14 protein-coding genes are annotated in these 14,981 nt (G+C 63.0%); 12 read left to right on the top strand and 2 right to left on the bottom strand.

The window, feature by feature from the left end:
• Nucleotides 1–105: 105 nt before the first annotated feature.
• The 3 genes from EKO19_RS19185 to EKO19_RS19175 all read left to right on the top strand — a co-directional run bounded on the left by EKO19_RS19185 (nt 106) and on the right by EKO19_RS19175 (nt 2,356).
• Nucleotides 106–1,047, top strand: coding sequence for a DUF5996 family protein (locus tag EKO19_RS19185; RefSeq protein WP_129778053.1), 942 nt, complete (start codon nt 106–108; stop codon nt 1,045–1,047).
• Between the two features lie 29 nt (nt 1,048–1,076).
• Nucleotides 1,077–1,640, top strand: a complete 564-nt coding sequence (locus tag EKO19_RS19180) for an HdeD family acid-resistance protein (RefSeq protein WP_129778052.1) — start codon at nt 1,077–1,079, stop codon at nt 1,638–1,640.
• A 62-nt stretch (nt 1,641–1,702) separates the two neighbouring features.
• Entirely contained in the window at nt 1,703–2,356 is a 654-nt protein-coding gene (locus EKO19_RS19175) for an SH3 domain-containing protein (RefSeq protein ID WP_129778051.1), read from the top strand.
• Nucleotides 2,357–2,376: 20 nt separating this feature from the next.
• Here EKO19_RS19175 and EKO19_RS19170 read toward each other — a convergent pair whose 3' ends face one another.
• A complete protein-coding gene (locus EKO19_RS19170) occupies nt 2,377–2,574 on the bottom strand; it encodes a hypothetical protein (RefSeq protein WP_129778050.1) in 198 nt (65 codons plus the stop codon).
• A 163-nt stretch (nt 2,575–2,737) separates the two neighbouring features.
• Between EKO19_RS19170 and EKO19_RS19165 the strand changes: the two genes are divergently transcribed.
• The 5 genes from EKO19_RS19165 to EKO19_RS19145 all read left to right on the top strand — a co-directional run bounded on the left by EKO19_RS19165 (nt 2,738) and on the right by EKO19_RS19145 (nt 8,596).
• Nucleotides 2,738–3,850, top strand: a complete 1,113-nt coding sequence (locus EKO19_RS19165; RefSeq protein WP_129778049.1) for a TIGR03118 family protein — start codon at nt 2,738–2,740, stop codon at nt 3,848–3,850.
• A 161-nt stretch (nt 3,851–4,011) separates the two neighbouring features.
• Nucleotides 4,012–4,503 carry a MarR family winged helix-turn-helix transcriptional regulator gene (locus EKO19_RS19160; RefSeq protein WP_129778048.1) on the top strand — a complete coding sequence of 164 codons (492 nt, stop codon included), beginning with the start codon at nt 4,012–4,014 and terminating at the stop codon, nt 4,501–4,503.
• Between the two features lie 33 nt (nt 4,504–4,536).
• A complete protein-coding gene (locus tag EKO19_RS19155; protein ID WP_217705454.1) occupies nt 4,537–5,637 on the top strand; it encodes an HlyD family secretion protein in 1,101 nt (366 codons plus the stop codon).
• On the top strand, nt 5,634–7,163 hold the full coding sequence (locus EKO19_RS19150; protein WP_129778047.1) for a DHA2 family efflux MFS transporter permease subunit: 1,530 nt from the start codon (nt 5,634–5,636) through the stop codon (nt 7,161–7,163). Before EKO19_RS19155 ends, EKO19_RS19150 begins: the two co-directional genes overlap by 4 nt.
• A 17-nt stretch (nt 7,164–7,180) precedes the next feature.
• The gene (locus EKO19_RS19145) at nt 7,181–8,596 is read left to right on the top strand and encodes an efflux transporter outer membrane subunit (protein WP_157995335.1); all 1,416 of its coding nucleotides are present in this window, start codon (nt 7,181–7,183) and stop codon (nt 8,594–8,596) included.
• Here the strand turns inward: EKO19_RS19145 and EKO19_RS19140 are convergent.
• Nucleotides 8,593–10,236, bottom strand: coding sequence for a Na+/H+ antiporter (locus EKO19_RS19140; protein WP_129778045.1), 1,644 nt, complete (start codon nt 10,234–10,236; stop codon nt 8,593–8,595). The two genes, EKO19_RS19145 and EKO19_RS19140, sit on opposite strands and share 4 nt — an antisense overlap.
• Nucleotides 10,237–10,338: 102 nt before the next feature.
• Here EKO19_RS19140 and EKO19_RS19135 point away from each other — a divergent pair, with 102 nt between their 5' ends.
• From EKO19_RS19135 to pstC, 4 genes are all read left to right on the top strand, one after another.
• Nucleotides 10,339–12,030 (top strand): ATP-binding protein, encoded by a 1,692-nt coding sequence (locus tag EKO19_RS19135; protein ID WP_175597111.1) that lies wholly within the window; start codon nt 10,339–10,341, stop codon nt 12,028–12,030.
• Nucleotides 12,031–12,033: 3 nt separating this feature from the next.
• The gene (locus EKO19_RS19130) at nt 12,034–12,648 is read left to right on the top strand and encodes a response regulator transcription factor (protein ID WP_129778043.1); all 615 of its coding nucleotides are present in this window, start codon (nt 12,034–12,036) and stop codon (nt 12,646–12,648) included.
• Nucleotides 12,649–12,924: 276 nt separating this feature from the next.
• The gene (gene pstS / locus EKO19_RS19125) at nt 12,925–13,971 is read left to right on the top strand and encodes a phosphate ABC transporter substrate-binding protein PstS (RefSeq protein WP_129778042.1); all 1,047 of its coding nucleotides are present in this window, start codon (nt 12,925–12,927) and stop codon (nt 13,969–13,971) included.
• Nucleotides 13,972–14,045: 74 nt separating this feature from the next.
• Entirely contained in the window at nt 14,046–14,981 is a 936-nt protein-coding gene (gene pstC / locus EKO19_RS19120; RefSeq protein ID WP_246038915.1) for a phosphate ABC transporter permease subunit PstC, read from the top strand.

Below are 14,981 nucleotides of genomic sequence, written 5' to 3'. Positions count from 1 at the left end.
GGGCTTGCCCGTCATCGCGCGCCATGAGGGGCGAAGCCCACTTGCTGTTGACTCATTCGCGGCCGGAAGATGCCCGCTCCCTTCCTGTCGCGAGGCGAACTGCACATGAGTCTGGACCCTTGGCCGGAGCTGCACTACGCGGCATGGAGTGACACCTGTACGACGCTGCATCTATGGACGCAGATCGTCGGCAAGATCCGGTTGGCGCGCTCGCCGTGGCTCAATCACGGTTGGCAGGTGGCGCTGTATGTGACGCCGAGTGGTCTCACGACCTCGCCGATTCCCGATGGCGATCGCACGTTCGAGTTGCGCTTCGACCTGTTGCAACACCATCTGGATATCGAAGTGAGCGATGCACAGAATCGCCGGATCCGCTTGCAGCCGATGTCGGTCGCGGATTTCCGCTCCACGCTGTTCGCCGCGCTTCGCTCGCTCGGGATCGAAGTCGAGATCGACGATCAGCCCAGCGAGATACCCGATGCGATTCCGTTCTCTGAGGATCGCACCCACGCCTCGTACGACCGGCAGTACGTGCAGCGTTTCAGTCAGGTGCTGCGTCAGTGCGATCAGGTCCTCAAACGATTTCGCACCAGCTTTCTGGGCAAGAGCAGTCCGGTGCATTTTTTCTGGGGCAGCTTCGATCTGGCGGTGACGCGCTTCTCGGGGCGGACCGCGCCGCTGTTCACCGGCAAGGCGCCGGGCTTGCGTCAGGATGTGATGCAAGAAGCCTATTCTCACGAAGTCAGCAGTGCCGGTTTCTGGCCGGGCGGTGCGGGCGCCGATGCGGCGTTCTATTCCTATGCCTATCCACCGCCGCCGGGCTTCAAGGACTATCGAGTGCAACCGCAGGGCGCTGCTTTCAGCGAGACCTTGGGTGAGTTTCTGTTGCCGTACGAACAGGTGCGCAGGGCCGGGGATCCGGCGGCTGCGCTGCTGAGCTTTCTTCAGTCCACGTATGAAGCGGCGGCCGTCACTGGCAAGTGGGACCGGGCTGCGCTGGAGTGTGCGATCGGAGTGCCGGGGGTGCCTCGCGGCCGATCTGTCTGATCTCTGACCTCTGTCATGAGGAGATGAGCATGAGCACGTTGGAACGAGAAACATTGCCAGGCTTTCTATCCATGGTCGGCCGCAGCTGGTGGGTGCTGTTGTTATATGGAATCCTCGGCGTGCTGTTCGGCCTGTTCGCGGCGGCGCGGCCATTGTCCGCAGCCGCGGCGATGGTGTGGGCGATCGGTGTGCTGGCCCTGGCTGAAGGCATCGTGAGTGTGTTCGCCGTGTTCAGGGACAACATCGCGGTGTCCAAAGGTTGGGCAATCTTCTATGCGTTGATGTCGATTGCGTTCGGTGTCGTCGCGATCACCAATCCAGTGGCGGCGGCAGGTGGCCTGTTGTTGTTTCTGGCCGCGTGGCTGATCGTCGCCGGGATCTATCGCATCGTTTTCGCGATCCGCGTGCGCGAGGAGATCAAGGGTGAATGGTTGATCGCGCTCAGCGGCCTGCTGAGCATTCTGCTGGGCGTGCTGTTCTTCGCGAGCCCGCTGACCGGGCTGGTCATCGCCGCCTGGTGGATCGCGGCGGGCGCGTTGGTCTACGGTGTCTTGCAGATCATCGCGGCGTTCAAGCTGCGCACGCTCCGCTAGGTTCCGCGCCGTTCAGTTTTCGGCGGTTGCCCGCGCCAGGCAACTCTGAAACCATCGCCGCTATGAAAAAATCAGCGGCGTTTCACTGTCTGATCCTTGCGACAACGGCGAGCGTTGCGGCATGGGTGCCGGCGGCCGGCAACGCTCAGGAGCAACGTTTCGTTTCCGACAAGCTGGTGTTGAATGTTTATGCCGAAGCGACCCAAGGCAGCGAACGCGTCGCGACCATTCAAACCGGCGATACCGTTGAAGCGTTGGAACGTTCCGGCAATCAGGTTCGGGTCCGACTGGAAGACGGTCGCGAAGGGTGGGTGGGCGCGAATTATCTGGTGAGCGATGCGCCGGCGATCGTGCGACTTCGCGAGTTACAAGGTCAGCAGACGAATCCAGCGCCGCGAGTAGACAAAGTATCGGCGGACGAAATCGCGCAGCTGAAGAAAGAGAAGGCGGCGCTGCAGGGACAGGTCAGTCAGCTGCAGGCGCGTGTTGCCGCACCGGTCTCTGTTCCTCCGCCAGCTCAGTGTCCAAAGGCTGTCGAGTGTCCCGCGCCGGAGGCCGCCATCCAGGCGGCCGCGTTTGCTGGCATCGCGCCGGACGGCGGCAGGGTGGGCTGGCTGATCGCCATCGTGTTAGTGGCAGGCGTGAGTTTTGCCGGTGGCTATCAGATGCTGGCGCGCCGGCTTCGCAAGCGATTCGGCGGCCTGAAGATCTATTAGAGCCGACAACAAAACGGGTCTCAGTAGGCGTTCTTCCGCACTGGCTGCACGGTGGAATCGCGCGGCTTGGGTTGCTGCGGGTAGCCGCCCGAGGACTGTCGTTTTTCCAAAGCCTGCTTCATGGTGTCCGCCCAGCTCGCCTTGGCTTTGGCGGCCTTGCCCTTGTGGGACGCGGCTTTCGAGGATGGGGTCTTTTTCGCTGCGGTCTTCTTGGTCATGGTGCCTCTGGTTGTAACAAGTGTCATCGCACAACGCATGATCGCTCGACCAGGCTCCACGCGAAGATGAACCGTGGCTCGATCACCCGGTACTTACTTCCGGGCACACGCTCACGTCGGCGTGCGCGATCGAACCACTCTTGCGCCGTGGGGGATCAAACTCATGAGTACTGTAAAACTCTTTCCGTGGTCAAGTTTCGCATGGATCGCGCTGACTCTGCCGACTCTGCCCGCGCTCGGGCATGACGACTACAACAACGACGGCAATGGCCGCGGGCAGGCGGTCTATGAATCGCAGGTTCTGGTCTCCAATGGGGGCATTCCGGCGAATTTCACCGATCCCAACCTCATCAATGCCTGGGGTGTCGCCTTCAACCCGAATGGCTTCGTTTGGGTGAACGCCGCGGATGCGGGCAAGTCGGTGCTGTACGACGGCAATGGCCAGCCACAATCCCTGGTCGTGACCGTTCCCGGGCCCGGCGGCGGCGCCGGCAATCCCACCGGCATCGTTTTTTCGGGCGGCATGGACTTCGTCGTCACCAATGGCACCACGAATGGACCGGCTCGTTTTCTGTTCGCCACCGAGCAGGGAACGATTGCTGGCTGGGCGCCCAATGTGAATGCCACGAACGCGCTCACCGCGGTCGATAACTCGGCTCGCAAGGCGCACTACACCGGCCTCGCGCTCAGCGGCAACGGCACTACCCATCTTTTATATGCAGCCAACTTCAGCCAGGCGCGCATCGACGTCTTCGACGGCACATTCAAGGCAATCGACGTGTCCGGCGGCTTTGCCGATCCGAAACTCCCCAAGCTGTACGCGCCGTTCGGCATTCAGGCGATCGGCGGCGACATTTACGTCACTTATGCGAAGCAGGAAGAGGCCGGCGGCGATGAGGAACAGCAGGGGGCCGGGCTGGGCATCGTCAACGTGTTCGACCCGCAAGGCACTCTGATTCGCCGGATCGCCACGCGCGGCCCGCTCAATGCCCCTTGGGGAATCGCGCTGGCGCCGGCGAGCTTCGGCGGCTTCGGTGGGGCATTGCTGATCGGCAATCTCGGCGATGGCACCATCAATGCGTTCGGTCCGCGCTCGGGCAAATTCCTGGGCAGCCTGAAGGGCGCCGATCGTCAGCCCCTGCATGTGGACGGGCTGTGGGGCCTGCAGTTCGGCAACGGGATTTCCGGACAGCAGACCAACGCCTTGTTCTGGGCGGCCGGCCCGAACGACGAGAGCGACGGCGCGTATGGGGTGATCAGCGCGGTCAGCAAATGATGCGGGGTTCGAGGGGGATCAGGCTCGCTGATCCCCCGGCGTGAGAAATGCCTCACAATAAATATAATATCACTTGATACTATCTCAGCGATGACCATATAGTGCGGTACGAAATCGCCCGATAGCGGGCGACCCACCCCTATCCCCATCGCGGAGTTGCCGTGGATCGCATTCGGAACTTCGGGTTCATCCTGAAGAACCTCGAGCGCCTGTACACCAAGCGCTTCGAGATGCTGGCGCAAGAGCTGTCGCTGACGCTGGCTCAATGCAAGGCGCTGTTCAATCTGGCTCGCAACCAGGGCATCAGTCAGAAGCGGCTCGCCGAGATCTGCGAGATCGAGCCCATGACCCTGGTGCGCATCCTCGATCGCATGGAGGCCGATGGCTGGGTGGAGCGGCGGCCCGATCCGAACGATCGCCGTGCCCGCACGCTGTATGTGACTTCCGGCGCGACCCCAATTCTGGAACAGATCGACAAGCTGTCCGCGCAGATGCGCGCCGAAGCGCTGGCTGGCCTGAATGCCGAGCAGCGCAATCAATTGATGGGCCTGCTCGAGCACGTTTACCAGAACCTGGTCAGCACCAAGGTCGAGCCGCTGGCCGCGGCCGCCAGGCCCGCGACGGCGCTGCCGATCCGCAAGAAGGCTCAGTGATTCATGAATGACCCGCAACCCATGAGCGATTCCGTGTCCGACTCCGTTTCGAATGAACCGCCGGTGAGCAAGTGGCGCCGCCCGTTGATGATCGCCGGGCCGGTGCTGGCGCTGGCCGTGGCGGGTTATATATATGTAACCGGTGGCCGCTACGAGGAGACCGACGACGCCTACGTGCGTGCCGCGCAGATCTCGATCAGCGCCAACGTGGCCGGGCGCGTGAGCGAGCTGGCGATTCGGGACAATCAGCGGGTCAACAAGGGTGATCTGTTGTTCCGTCTCGACGAACGTCCGTTCCTGATCGCGGTGGATGAGGCGCAGGCGCGGCTCGATTCGGCGAAACTGGATGTGGAATCGTTGAAAGCCACGTACCGGCAACGATTGGCAGACCGCAGCTCCGCGCAATCGACTCTCGACTATCAAACCAAAGAGCTGGCGCGGCAGCAGGGCCTGCTCGAGCCGGGCATCTCCTCGCAGGCGCAGGTCGAGAAGGCGCAGGTGTCGCGCGATGCGGCTCGTCAGGATCTGGAATCCGCACGCGAACAGATCACCGCGGTGCTGGCGCGCCTCGGCGGCGATCCAAACATCGAAGTCGACAAACATCCCAGCGTGCAACAGGCACAGGCCGCGTTGGATCGCGCGAAGTTGAATCTTTCCTATACGACGGTCAACGCGCCGGCGGATGGCATCGTCACCAAGGTCGAGCAATTGCAGGTCGGCGACTATCTCAACGCCGCGACGCCGGCGTTCGCGCTGGTATCGGCGCGGAATGTCTGGATCGAAGCCAACTTCAAGGAAGTGCAGCTGACGCACATGGTGGAAGGGCAGCTGGCCGAAGTGATGATCGATGCGTATCCCGGCCACAAGCTGGCCGCCACCGTGGTCAGCGTGAGCCCGGGCACTGGCGCTGAGTTCTCGTTGCTGCCCGCCGAGAACGCGTCGGGCAATTGGGTGAAAGTCGTGCAGCGCCTGCCGGTGCGGCTGGAGCTGAAGACCGCCGCGGATATTCCGCTGCGTGCCGGCTTGAGCGCCAACGTCGAAGTGGACACTCGTCGCCAGCGCACCCTGTTCGGCTTGCGTTCCGAAACCGTCGCCGAGCCGGTCACTGAAACGGTGGCTGCGACCGATCGATGAGCGATTCGCTGCCAACTGCATCCCCCGAGGAGCTGCGTCATCGCGGCTGGATCACCTTGTCGGTGATGCTCGGCTCGGTCATGCAGTCGCTGGACACCACCATCGCCAACGTCGCGTTGCCTCGAATTCAAGGCACGCTGTCGGCGACGCAGGAACAGATGGGCTGGGTGCTCACGTCCTATATCGTGGGTGTCGCGATCATGACGCCGCTGTCGGGCTGGCTGACCGGACCGGTCGGGCGCAAGAAAGTGTTCGTCGCGTCGGTCGCGCTGTTCACTTTGTCCTCGGCGATGTGCGGGCTGGCGCATAGCCTGACGGAACTGGTGATCTATCGCGCCATTCAAGGCGTCGCGGGGGCGGGCCTCGTGCCATTGTCGCTGGCCATCCTGCTCGATCTGTATCCGAGGGACCAGCACGGCAAGGCCACGGCGATGTGGGCGATGGGCGTGACGCTCGGCCCGATTCTCGGCCCGGCGCTCGGCGGCTGGTTGACGGAGACGCACAGCTGGCGCTGGGTGTTTCTGATCAACATTCCTTTCGGCGTGCTGGCGTTCCTGATCGCCTCGAGGTTTCTGCACGAAACGCCGCTACGACGCACGCCGTTCGACTTCTTCGGCTTCGCGATGTTGAGCCTCGCCATCGGCAGTCTGCAATTGATGCTGGATCGAGGCCAGTTGCTCGACTGGTTCAGCTCGACCGAGATCGTGGTCGAGGGCGCGATTGCCGTGGTCGCGTTCTATCTGTTCGTCGTGCACATCCTGACGGCGCGCCAGCCGTTCATGAGTCCCGGGCTGTTCAAGGATCGGAATTTCGCGCTGGGCTCGATCTTTATTTTCCTGGTCGGCGTGGTGCTGCTGGCGACCCTGGCATTGCTGCCGCCGCTGCTGGAAGGCCTGTTCGACTATCCGGTCGTGACCATCGGTCTGGTCACGGCGCCGCGAGGCATAGGCTCGTTCGTGGCCATGTTCATCGTCGGACGGATCATCGGCAAGATCGATGGGCGCGTCCTGCTCACGTTCGGTCTGCTGACCACGGCGCTGTCGCTGTGGATGATGACGGGCTTCTCGCCGCAGATGGACGACAGTCTGGTGATCTGGAGCGGCGTGATTCAAGGCTTCGGCCTGGGCTTCACCTGGGTGCCGCTGACGACCATTGCGTTCGGAACGCTGTTGCCGAGTCAGCGCAATGAAGCGACTGCGATCTTCAATCTGCTCCGAAACATCGGCAGCAGTATCGGGGTGGCGGTGGTCACCGCGCTGCTGACACGCAACGTGCAGTTCATGCATGCGCGCCTGGTCGAGCACGTCACGCCGTACGATCTGGCGACGCGCAGCCATCCAGTGTTCGATGCCTCGACGCTGCACGGGCTGCGGGCCATCGATGGCGTGGTGACGCATCAGGCGACGCTCATCGCCTACATCAATGATTTCAAGCTGCTGTTGCTCATGACTCTGGCCGTGACGCCGCTGGTCTTGCTCTTGCGCAAGGTTCACACCACGGGACCGGCCGTCGTGCATGCGGATTAAAGAGGATGACGAGTCGAATGTTTCGTAGTTTCGTGACGGCCGGCGTGATGTTCGCGCTGTCGGCGTGCGCCGTCGGGCCGGACTTCAAGCGCCCGGACGCGCCGGCGACCAGTCGCTATACGGCGCTCGCCGATCCAACTCAGCGCATCGTCTATGGCGAGACGCCGCCCAACGACTGGTGGACGGTGTTTCAGAGCGATGAGCTGAATCGACTCATGCAGCAGGCGAAGGAGGGCAATTTCACGCTCGCCGCGGCCCGCTCGTCGCTGGCTCAGGCGGAAGAGATGCTGGCGGCACGCAGCGGCGCACGCTTGCCGAAAGTGAATTTGACCGGTGGCACGGGTCGCCAGCAGATGGGCGCGCAAGCGCTCGGTGATTTCCATCTGCCGACGTTCACTTACTACTCCATCGGCGCCGATGTCCGGTACACGCTCGATTACACCGGTGGTGTCGCTCGCTCCATCGAGCAGCAGCAGGCACTGACCGAGTACTACCAGCGCGAGCTCGACGCCGCGTGGCTGTCGCTGACCGGCAATGTGGCCGTTCAATATTTCACCATCGTGTTCACGCAGGCGCAGATCCAGGCGCTCGAGGAACTGTTGGCGGAGGATCGCACCAATCTCGATCTGGTGACTCGTGCGCAGCAGGCCGGCATCGTGACCAAGGTGGACGAACTGAGTGCGCGATCTCAGCTGGCGCAGGATGCAACGCTGCTGCCGCCGTTGCGCCAGCAATTGGATACGGCGCGACATGCGCTCGCGGTGTTGATGGGCAAGGCGCCGGCTGACTGGGCCGATTCGCAAACGAAGTTCGCGGCGGCGGGCGATCTGCGACTGCCGGATCAGTTGCCGGTGAGTTTGCCGTCCGAGCTGGTGCGACGTCGACCGGATATTCTGTCGGCCGAGGCACAGCTGCATGCAGCTACGGCTGCGGTCGGCGTGGCTACCGCAAACTTGTATCCGCAGATCACGCTGTCGGGGAACGTGGGCATGCAGTCCACGAGCACGGGACGTTTGTTCGATGCTTCGAGCCTCGCGTGGGGTGTGATCAGTGGCATCACAGCGCCGTTGTTCGACGGCGGCACGCTGCGAGCCGAGCGTCGGGCGGCGTTGCAGGCTGTGCAGGTGAGCGCGGCGAACTATCGGCAGACCGTGCTGGAATCGTTCGGGCAGGTGGCGAACCTGTTGCAGGCGGCCCGCCATGACGAAGAACTGTTGGTGGCGCAAACCGAAGCGGTGGAGACGGCCGGTTCCAGTGTCGATCTCGCTCGGAGAAGTTACAGCGCGGGCAACGTTGGCGTGCTGACGGTGCTCGACGCTGAGCGGCAGCGCCTGCAGGCGCGGCTTGGACTGCTGGATGCGCAATCCAAGCGCTTCGTGAATACCGCGCAGCTGCTGCTGGCAGTGGGCGGTTCGAATTTGAGCGGCGGCTAGATCGACGTCAGCCGCGCTTCGAGCAGATCGATTTCACGCACCAGTTTTCGCACCGTTTCTTCGGGCAGCTGCCTCGCGCGCACGAGTCGGAACAGCTCGTCGCGCTCGGCTCGCAAGCCCGCGAGTCGTAGCTGACGTTCGATCTCGCCGATCAGCCGCATCTTCTCGACTTCCTCGGCGCTGTGAGGTTGGCTGGTGATGCGTGCCCGGTACACATCCATGATCTTCGCGCCCGTGTCGGCATAGAGATCGACGTCATCGCGATTCCGGCTCAACTCGTGTTGAGCATGCTCGATCGCTTTGATCGCAGCTTCGGCGGCGGCGACTTTCGCCGCGTCCTCTTGTTCGTCGTGCGCAGGTTCGGGCGGAATATGCAGGCCGCCGAGCAGGAACGGCAGGCCGATGGTGGCGGCGACCAGCGAGCTGAGGATCACACCGGCGGCGAGGAAGATTGCCAGATCGCGTGCCGGGAACGGCGAGCCATCGGGCATCAGCAATGGCAACGTCAGCACACCGGCGAGCGTGATCGCGCCCCGCACACCCGCGAGCGAGGTGACCGCCACCAATCGCCAGCTCGGACGCTTGGCTTGGGCTCCTGTCGATCTGGATGCGCGAAACAGCGTCAGGCGCAACGATACCCAGACCCAGATGAAGCGAAGCGCGGCGAGCGCCGCGTTGATCGCGACGACGTACACGATGAGCCACAGCGGATCGTGGTGTCCCGCGTCCTGCACGACCCGGGCGGCACCCTCGATCAGCTTCGGCATCTGCTCGCCGAGCAGAACGAAGATGACGCCGTTGACGGCGAATTGAATCGTGTCCCACACACCGGTGCGACGCATGCGAGTGGTGGCGAGCGCACGGCCGGTCAATTCCGCATAGCTCATCATGATGCCCGCGGCGACGGCGGCGAGAATGCCCGAGCAGTGCAGATGCTCCGCCAGCAAGTAAGCGCCGAAGGGAATGAGCAGGCTGATCAGAATCTGTGAGCCGGTGTCCTCGCCGATCCGGCGGGCCATCCAGTCCTTGAGGGTCGTGATGGTCCAGGTGAAGACCACGCCGATGACGATACCGCCGAGCGCCAGCCACAGGAACGTGCCGACGGCGGCGAGCGGCGAAAACAATCCTGTCATCGTCGCCGCGACCGCGAAGCGCATGCAGACCAGGCCCGACGCGTCGTTGAGCAACGATTCGCCTTCCAGAATGTGCAGCAGTCGTTTGGGAATCGGGGCGCGGGAGGAGAGTGCCGAGACCGCGACCGGATCGGTCGGCGAGACGACCGCAGCCAGCGCGAACGCCACCGGCAACGGCATGGCGGGAATCATCCAATTGATCAGAAATCCCAGGCCGACCACCGTGAAGATCACCAGACCCACGGCCAGCTCCAGAATGGTGTCCTTGTCGCGGAACAGGCCTTCCTTGGGAATGCGCCAGCCGTCGAGGAACAGCAGCGGTGGCAGGAACAACAGGAAGAAGACGTCGGGGTCGAGCTCCACCGGTGCCTTCGCGATCAGTGCAATCAACGCTCCGAGTGCAATCTGCACGATCGGCAGCGGCACCGACCAGGGCAGGCCGCGTTGCAGCCAGCCGCTCATGACCACTGCCAGCAGCAGGAACAATGTGACGGTAATGCTTTCCACTAGGCGGTGGCTCCAGCTCAGACCCAATCGGCTATTGTGCATGGGTCTGGGCTAGAATCGCGAGGGCGCATTTCTTCGCTCGCCGCGCGCGTGGTGCAAATATTGGAATCCAGCGTCAGCCAGAGGATCAGCGACTCGCGCTCGCGTCCGAGCCTGCGCGGTCGCGGTTGGCTGGTGGCTCTCCTCTACGTGGCGATCCATGGGCTGCTGGCTTGGGTCAGCTATGTGAGGCCGCAGTTCGGTCTCGGGCTCACGCCCTGGAGTCCGCAGGCCGGACTGGCACTGGCCTTTCTATTGCTGTGGGGGCCGCGCTGGTTCCCTGTCGTGGCGCTGGCCACTTTCCTGAGTGAGCTGTGGGTTCGCGGCGCGCCGGTAGGCGTGTTGCTGGGGCTGGTGTCGGCGCTGTGGGTCGGCCTCTCCCATGGAGCGCTTGCAACGTTGCTGCAACGACTGGCTCTGGCGCGCGGCTGGAGCAGTTCGCGACGCGTCGTCAAGTTCGTGGTGGTGTCGAGCGCGGCCACGCTGGTCATTGCGCTGGTCTATGTGGGAATGTTCCTTCTCACCGGCTGGCTCGCCGAGTCCGATGCCCTCGCCGCCATCGCGCGCTATTGGATCCGGGATCTGAACGGCGTGCTGTGTCTCACGCCGCTGCTGGTGCAGGCGCATCGCTGGCGTGAAGCGGTCGATGCCGTGAAGTCGCGCCCCGGGGAAGTAGCGCTGCAGCTCATCATCCTGGTCGCGGCGGTCTGGGTGATTTTCATGTTGCCGGTCGCGCAGCAACTCAGGTTCTTTTATCTGCTGTTCGTGCCCATCATCTGGATCGCCTTGCGCTGGAGCTGGCCGGGCGCGCTGCTGGCGGTGCTGGTCGTGCAGTTTGGCCTGGTGATTGCGGCGGAAGTCCGCATACCGACCACTCGCTATGTCGATATCCAGTTCCTGTTGCTCACCTTGAGCCTGACCGGATTGATGCTCGGCGCGGTCGTGGCAGAGCGTGCGAAGATGTTCCAGCAGGTCGTGCGTGACGCGGCCGAGCGACGTTTCGCCGACGAGCAGATCCGCGAGCGAGATGCGGCGCTGGCCCGGGCGATGCGCTTTGCGGTCGCGGGCGAGTTGGCGTCCGCACTGGCTCATGAACTGAATCAGCCGATCACCGCGCTCGTTTCCTATTTGCGAGCCTCGGAGATCCTGGCGACGCAGTCCGTCAGCAATGACGATCGGCTGCAAGGCACGCTCGGCAAAGCCGCGCGTGAAGCGATACGAGCCTCCGAAGTGCTGCGCAAGTTGCGAGACTTCTATCAGGGCGGGGTCTCGAAACCGGAATCGGTCGATCTGGTCGCATTGTCGGAGAGTGTCGCTAACGCCTTCCAGGAGCGTTTGCGACGTCACGACGTGGCGTTCGAGCTGGAGCACGCCGCGGCCGTTCCGCAGATTCAATGCGATCGCACGCAGCTCGAGATCGTGCTCCACAACTTGCTGTCCAACGCGCTGGACTCAGTGCTGAGCCGGCCGCCGGCCGAACGCGCCATTGCGCTGTCGCTCGAGGTCGTCGACAGCGCCATCGTCTTCAAGGTCGAGGATTCGGGGCGCGGCATTCCGGTCGCGATCGGCGAGCAGCTGTTCGAGCCGTTCGTCACCAGCAAGCCCGACGGCATGGGATTGGGGCTGGCGATCAGTCGCTCGCTGATTCGCAGCCGGGGAGGGGAATTGTCATTCTCCCTCAGTTCCGCTTTGGGTGGGGCCGCGTTTACTATTCGGCTTCCAATCGAATTGCCCGCGGATCTGGTGCAGAGCTGATCAATGTCCGACGCCACTGTGTTCGTTGTCGATGATGATGCCTCGGTGCGCGACGCGCTCAGCCTGCTGATCTCGTTGAAAGGCTTGCGCGCGTCGGTATTTGCCTCCGCCGAGGCATTCCTCGCCGTGTATCAGAAAAGTTGGCGAGGCTGTCTGCTGACGGACCTCAAGATGTCCGGCATGAGCGGCCTGGAGTTGCAGACACAGCTTCAGGAGCGAGGCGTGAGCTTGCCGGTGGTCGTGCTCACGGCGCATGGCGATGTGAATACGACGCGGACGGCGCTGAAGAATGGCGCGGTGGATTTCCTGGAAAAACCCGTCGATGACGATGTGCTGATGGACGTGCTGCTCAACGCGATCCGCATCGATGAGGAACGCTATCAAGCGGTGGAAACCCGAGTCGAGCTGACGCAGCGACTGGAGCGGCTCACGCCACGCGAGCGTGCGGTACTCGATCTGCTGGCGGACGGGTTGCAGCACCGGGACATCGCCGAACGTCTGTCGATCAGTCCACGGACGGTGGAAGTGTATAAAGCAAGGATGATGGAGAAGCTGCAGTGTCGTTCGCTGGCGGATGTGGTGCGAATCGGTACGCAGGCTCGCGCCGGTAAGGGCTAGCGTGCTTGCGCGGAAATCGAGAATTTGGCTTCGGTCGCGCTGCTGGCCGCGGTCATCGCATTAATTTTTTCTCATCGGATTCATGACTGTCGCGATGGCTGCGAACGTACGGGCTTGCCCTATGTTGCGAGGGCAAGTTCATGACGTCGGTCGCCACGCCAAAATAACAGCGTACGGGCGCGGCCGTACGCCCAAAGTGCGCGCTCCGGGCCGGCAACAGAACTGAAATATCCGGCTCGTTAAATCGCCGCCCATTCCTGGTGGGTGGAGATGCATATGACGATGTCGATTCTGAAACGCGGAGCGCTCGTGCTCGCCGCGCTCGCGTCCACGGCCGTGACTCAGGCCGCGGATATTTCCGGCGCCGGCGCCACGTTTCCGTACCCGATCTACGCCAAATGGGCCGATGCCTATAAGAAACAAACCGGCGTGGGACTCAACTATCAATCGATCGGCTCGGGCGGCGGCATCAAACAGATCAAGGCGAAGACGGTGACGTTCGGCGCGTCCGACATGCCCTTGAAGCCGGATGAGCTGAAGAGCGCGGGCCTGGTGCAGTTCCCGATGATCATCGGCGGCGTGGTGCCGGTGGTGAACATCAAGGGCGTGAGCCCCGGTGCGCTGACGCTGGATGGTGCGACCATCGCCGCCATCTACATGGGCGAGATCACCACGTGGAACGACAGCCGCATCAAGCAGCTCAATCCCAAGGTCGCGCTGCCGGATCTGGCGATTGCGCCGATCTATCGTTCGGATGGCTCGGGCACGAACTTCCTGTTCACGGATTTTCTGTCCAAGGCCAGCCCGAAGTTCAGGCAGAACATCGGCGCGAATACGTCGGTGCAGTGGCCGGCGGGCATCGGCGCGAAGGGCAATGAAGGCGTCGCCAACATGACGGCGCAGACCGGTGGTGCCATCGGCTACGTCGAATATGCCTATGCGAAGCAGAACAAGCTGACGCACGTGCGGATGAAGAATCGCGACGGCAAGATCGTCGCGCCGGATGCGAATGCGTTCCAGGCCGCAGCCGCGAGCGCCGACTGGGCGAAGTCGGATAGCTACTATTTGATTCTCACGGATCAGCCGGGCGCGGGCAGTTGGCCGATCACGGGGGCGAGCTTCATCCTCATGTATCGCGACGTGCAGGAAAAGCAGCCGGCGGGCGAGGCGCTCAAGTTCTTTGCCTGGGCGTATGCCAACGGCGGCACGATGGCGCAGGATCTGGACTATGTGCCGCTGCCGAAGAGCCTGATCGAGCAGGTCGAGCAGACCTGGAAGTCGTCGATCAAGTCGGGCGGTGCCGCGGTGTGGGCCGGTAAGTGACATCGATCGAGCACACCGCTACTGAGTCGATGATGCCGCCGACGGCCAGGTCGCGGCATTCGACTCGGGCGCTCATGTCGCGGGAGGCTCGCATCGAGCGCGCCTTTCGCGGCTTGACGCTCGGTTCGGCGGTGACGGTGCTGGTGCTGCTCTCCGGCATCATCGCTACGCTCGTGCACGGAAGTTGGCCGGCGCTGAGCGCGTTCAAGCTGCAGTTTCTGACCACGGAAATCTGGAATCCGGTCACCGAGAAATTCGGCGCCCTCGCTCCTTTATACGGTACGGTCGTCACCGCGACGATTGCGATGCTGATTGCGATTCCCCTGGCTTTTGGAATCGCGATCTTCCTGACCGAGACCTGTCCCCGATGGTTGCGTGGGCCGATATCGACCGGTATCGAGCTGCTCGCGGCCGTGCCCAGCATCGTCTACGGCATCTGGGGTTTGTTCGTTCTGGCGCCGCTGTTACAACGACACGTGCAGCCCTGGTTGATCGACGTCGCGGCGCCCATTCCTGGCATCAGGATGTTGTTCAGCGGTCCGCCGTACGGCATCGGCGTGCTCACCGCGGGATTGGTGCTCGCGATCATGGTGTTGCCGTTCATCACCTCGGTGATGAGAGAAGTGTTTCGCATGACGCCGATTGCGTTGAAAGAAGCGGCATACGGCGTCGGCGCGACCCAATGGGAAGTCGTTTGGGATGTCGTCGTGCCTGCGTCCCGGGTCGGCATCGTCGGTGGGGTCATGCTGGGCTTGGGCCGGGCGCTCGGCGAAACCATGGCTGTCACGTTCGTGATCGGCAACGCGCATCGAATCAGCAGCTCGCTGCTCGCGCCGGGCACGACCATCTCCGCTGCCATCGCCAATGAATTCACCGAAGCGGTGGGGGACCTGTACACCTCGTCGCTGATTTCGCTCGGTCTGCTGTTGTTTGTTATTACGTTCGTGGTGATCGCCGCCGCCCGACTGCTGTTGCTGCGACTGGAACTACGCACGGGGCGCATGCAATGA

Origin of the sequence: Peristeroidobacter soli (assembly GCF_004138485.1) — a bacterium.
In the GTDB taxonomy this organism is placed as follows: domain Bacteria; phylum Pseudomonadota; class Gammaproteobacteria; order Steroidobacterales; family Steroidobacteraceae; genus Steroidobacter; species Steroidobacter soli.
Note: the sequence above shows the minus strand (reverse complement) of the source record. Positions and strands in the feature narration are given on the sequence as shown.

Excerpts from the sequence above, each read along its gene's own strand:
- EKO19_RS19185 (WP_129778053.1), top strand. The coding sequence starts at position 106 with ATGAGTCTGGACCCTTGGCCGGAGCTGCACTACGCGGCATGGAGTGAC.
- EKO19_RS19180 (WP_129778052.1), top strand. The coding sequence starts at position 1,077 with ATGAGCACGTTGGAACGAGAAACATTGCCAGGCTTTCTATCCATGGTC.
- EKO19_RS19175 (WP_129778051.1), top strand. The coding sequence starts at position 1,703 with ATGAAAAAATCAGCGGCGTTTCACTGTCTGATCCTTGCGACAACGGCG.
- EKO19_RS19170 (WP_129778050.1), bottom strand. The coding sequence starts at position 2,574 with ATGACCAAGAAGACCGCAGCGAAAAAGACCCCATCCTCGAAAGCCGCG.
- EKO19_RS19165 (WP_129778049.1), top strand. The coding sequence starts at position 2,738 with ATGAGTACTGTAAAACTCTTTCCGTGGTCAAGTTTCGCATGGATCGCG.
- EKO19_RS19150 (WP_129778047.1), top strand. The coding sequence starts at position 5,634 with ATGAGCGATTCGCTGCCAACTGCATCCCCCGAGGAGCTGCGTCATCGC.
- EKO19_RS19145 (WP_157995335.1), top strand. The coding sequence starts at position 7,181 with ATGTTTCGTAGTTTCGTGACGGCCGGCGTGATGTTCGCGCTGTCGGCG.
- EKO19_RS19130 (WP_129778043.1), top strand. The coding sequence starts at position 12,034 with ATGTCCGACGCCACTGTGTTCGTTGTCGATGATGATGCCTCGGTGCGC.
- pstS (WP_129778042.1), top strand. The coding sequence starts at position 12,925 with ATGACGATGTCGATTCTGAAACGCGGAGCGCTCGTGCTCGCCGCGCTC.
- pstC (WP_246038915.1), top strand. The coding sequence starts at position 14,046 with ATGTCGCGGGAGGCTCGCATCGAGCGCGCCTTTCGCGGCTTGACGCTC.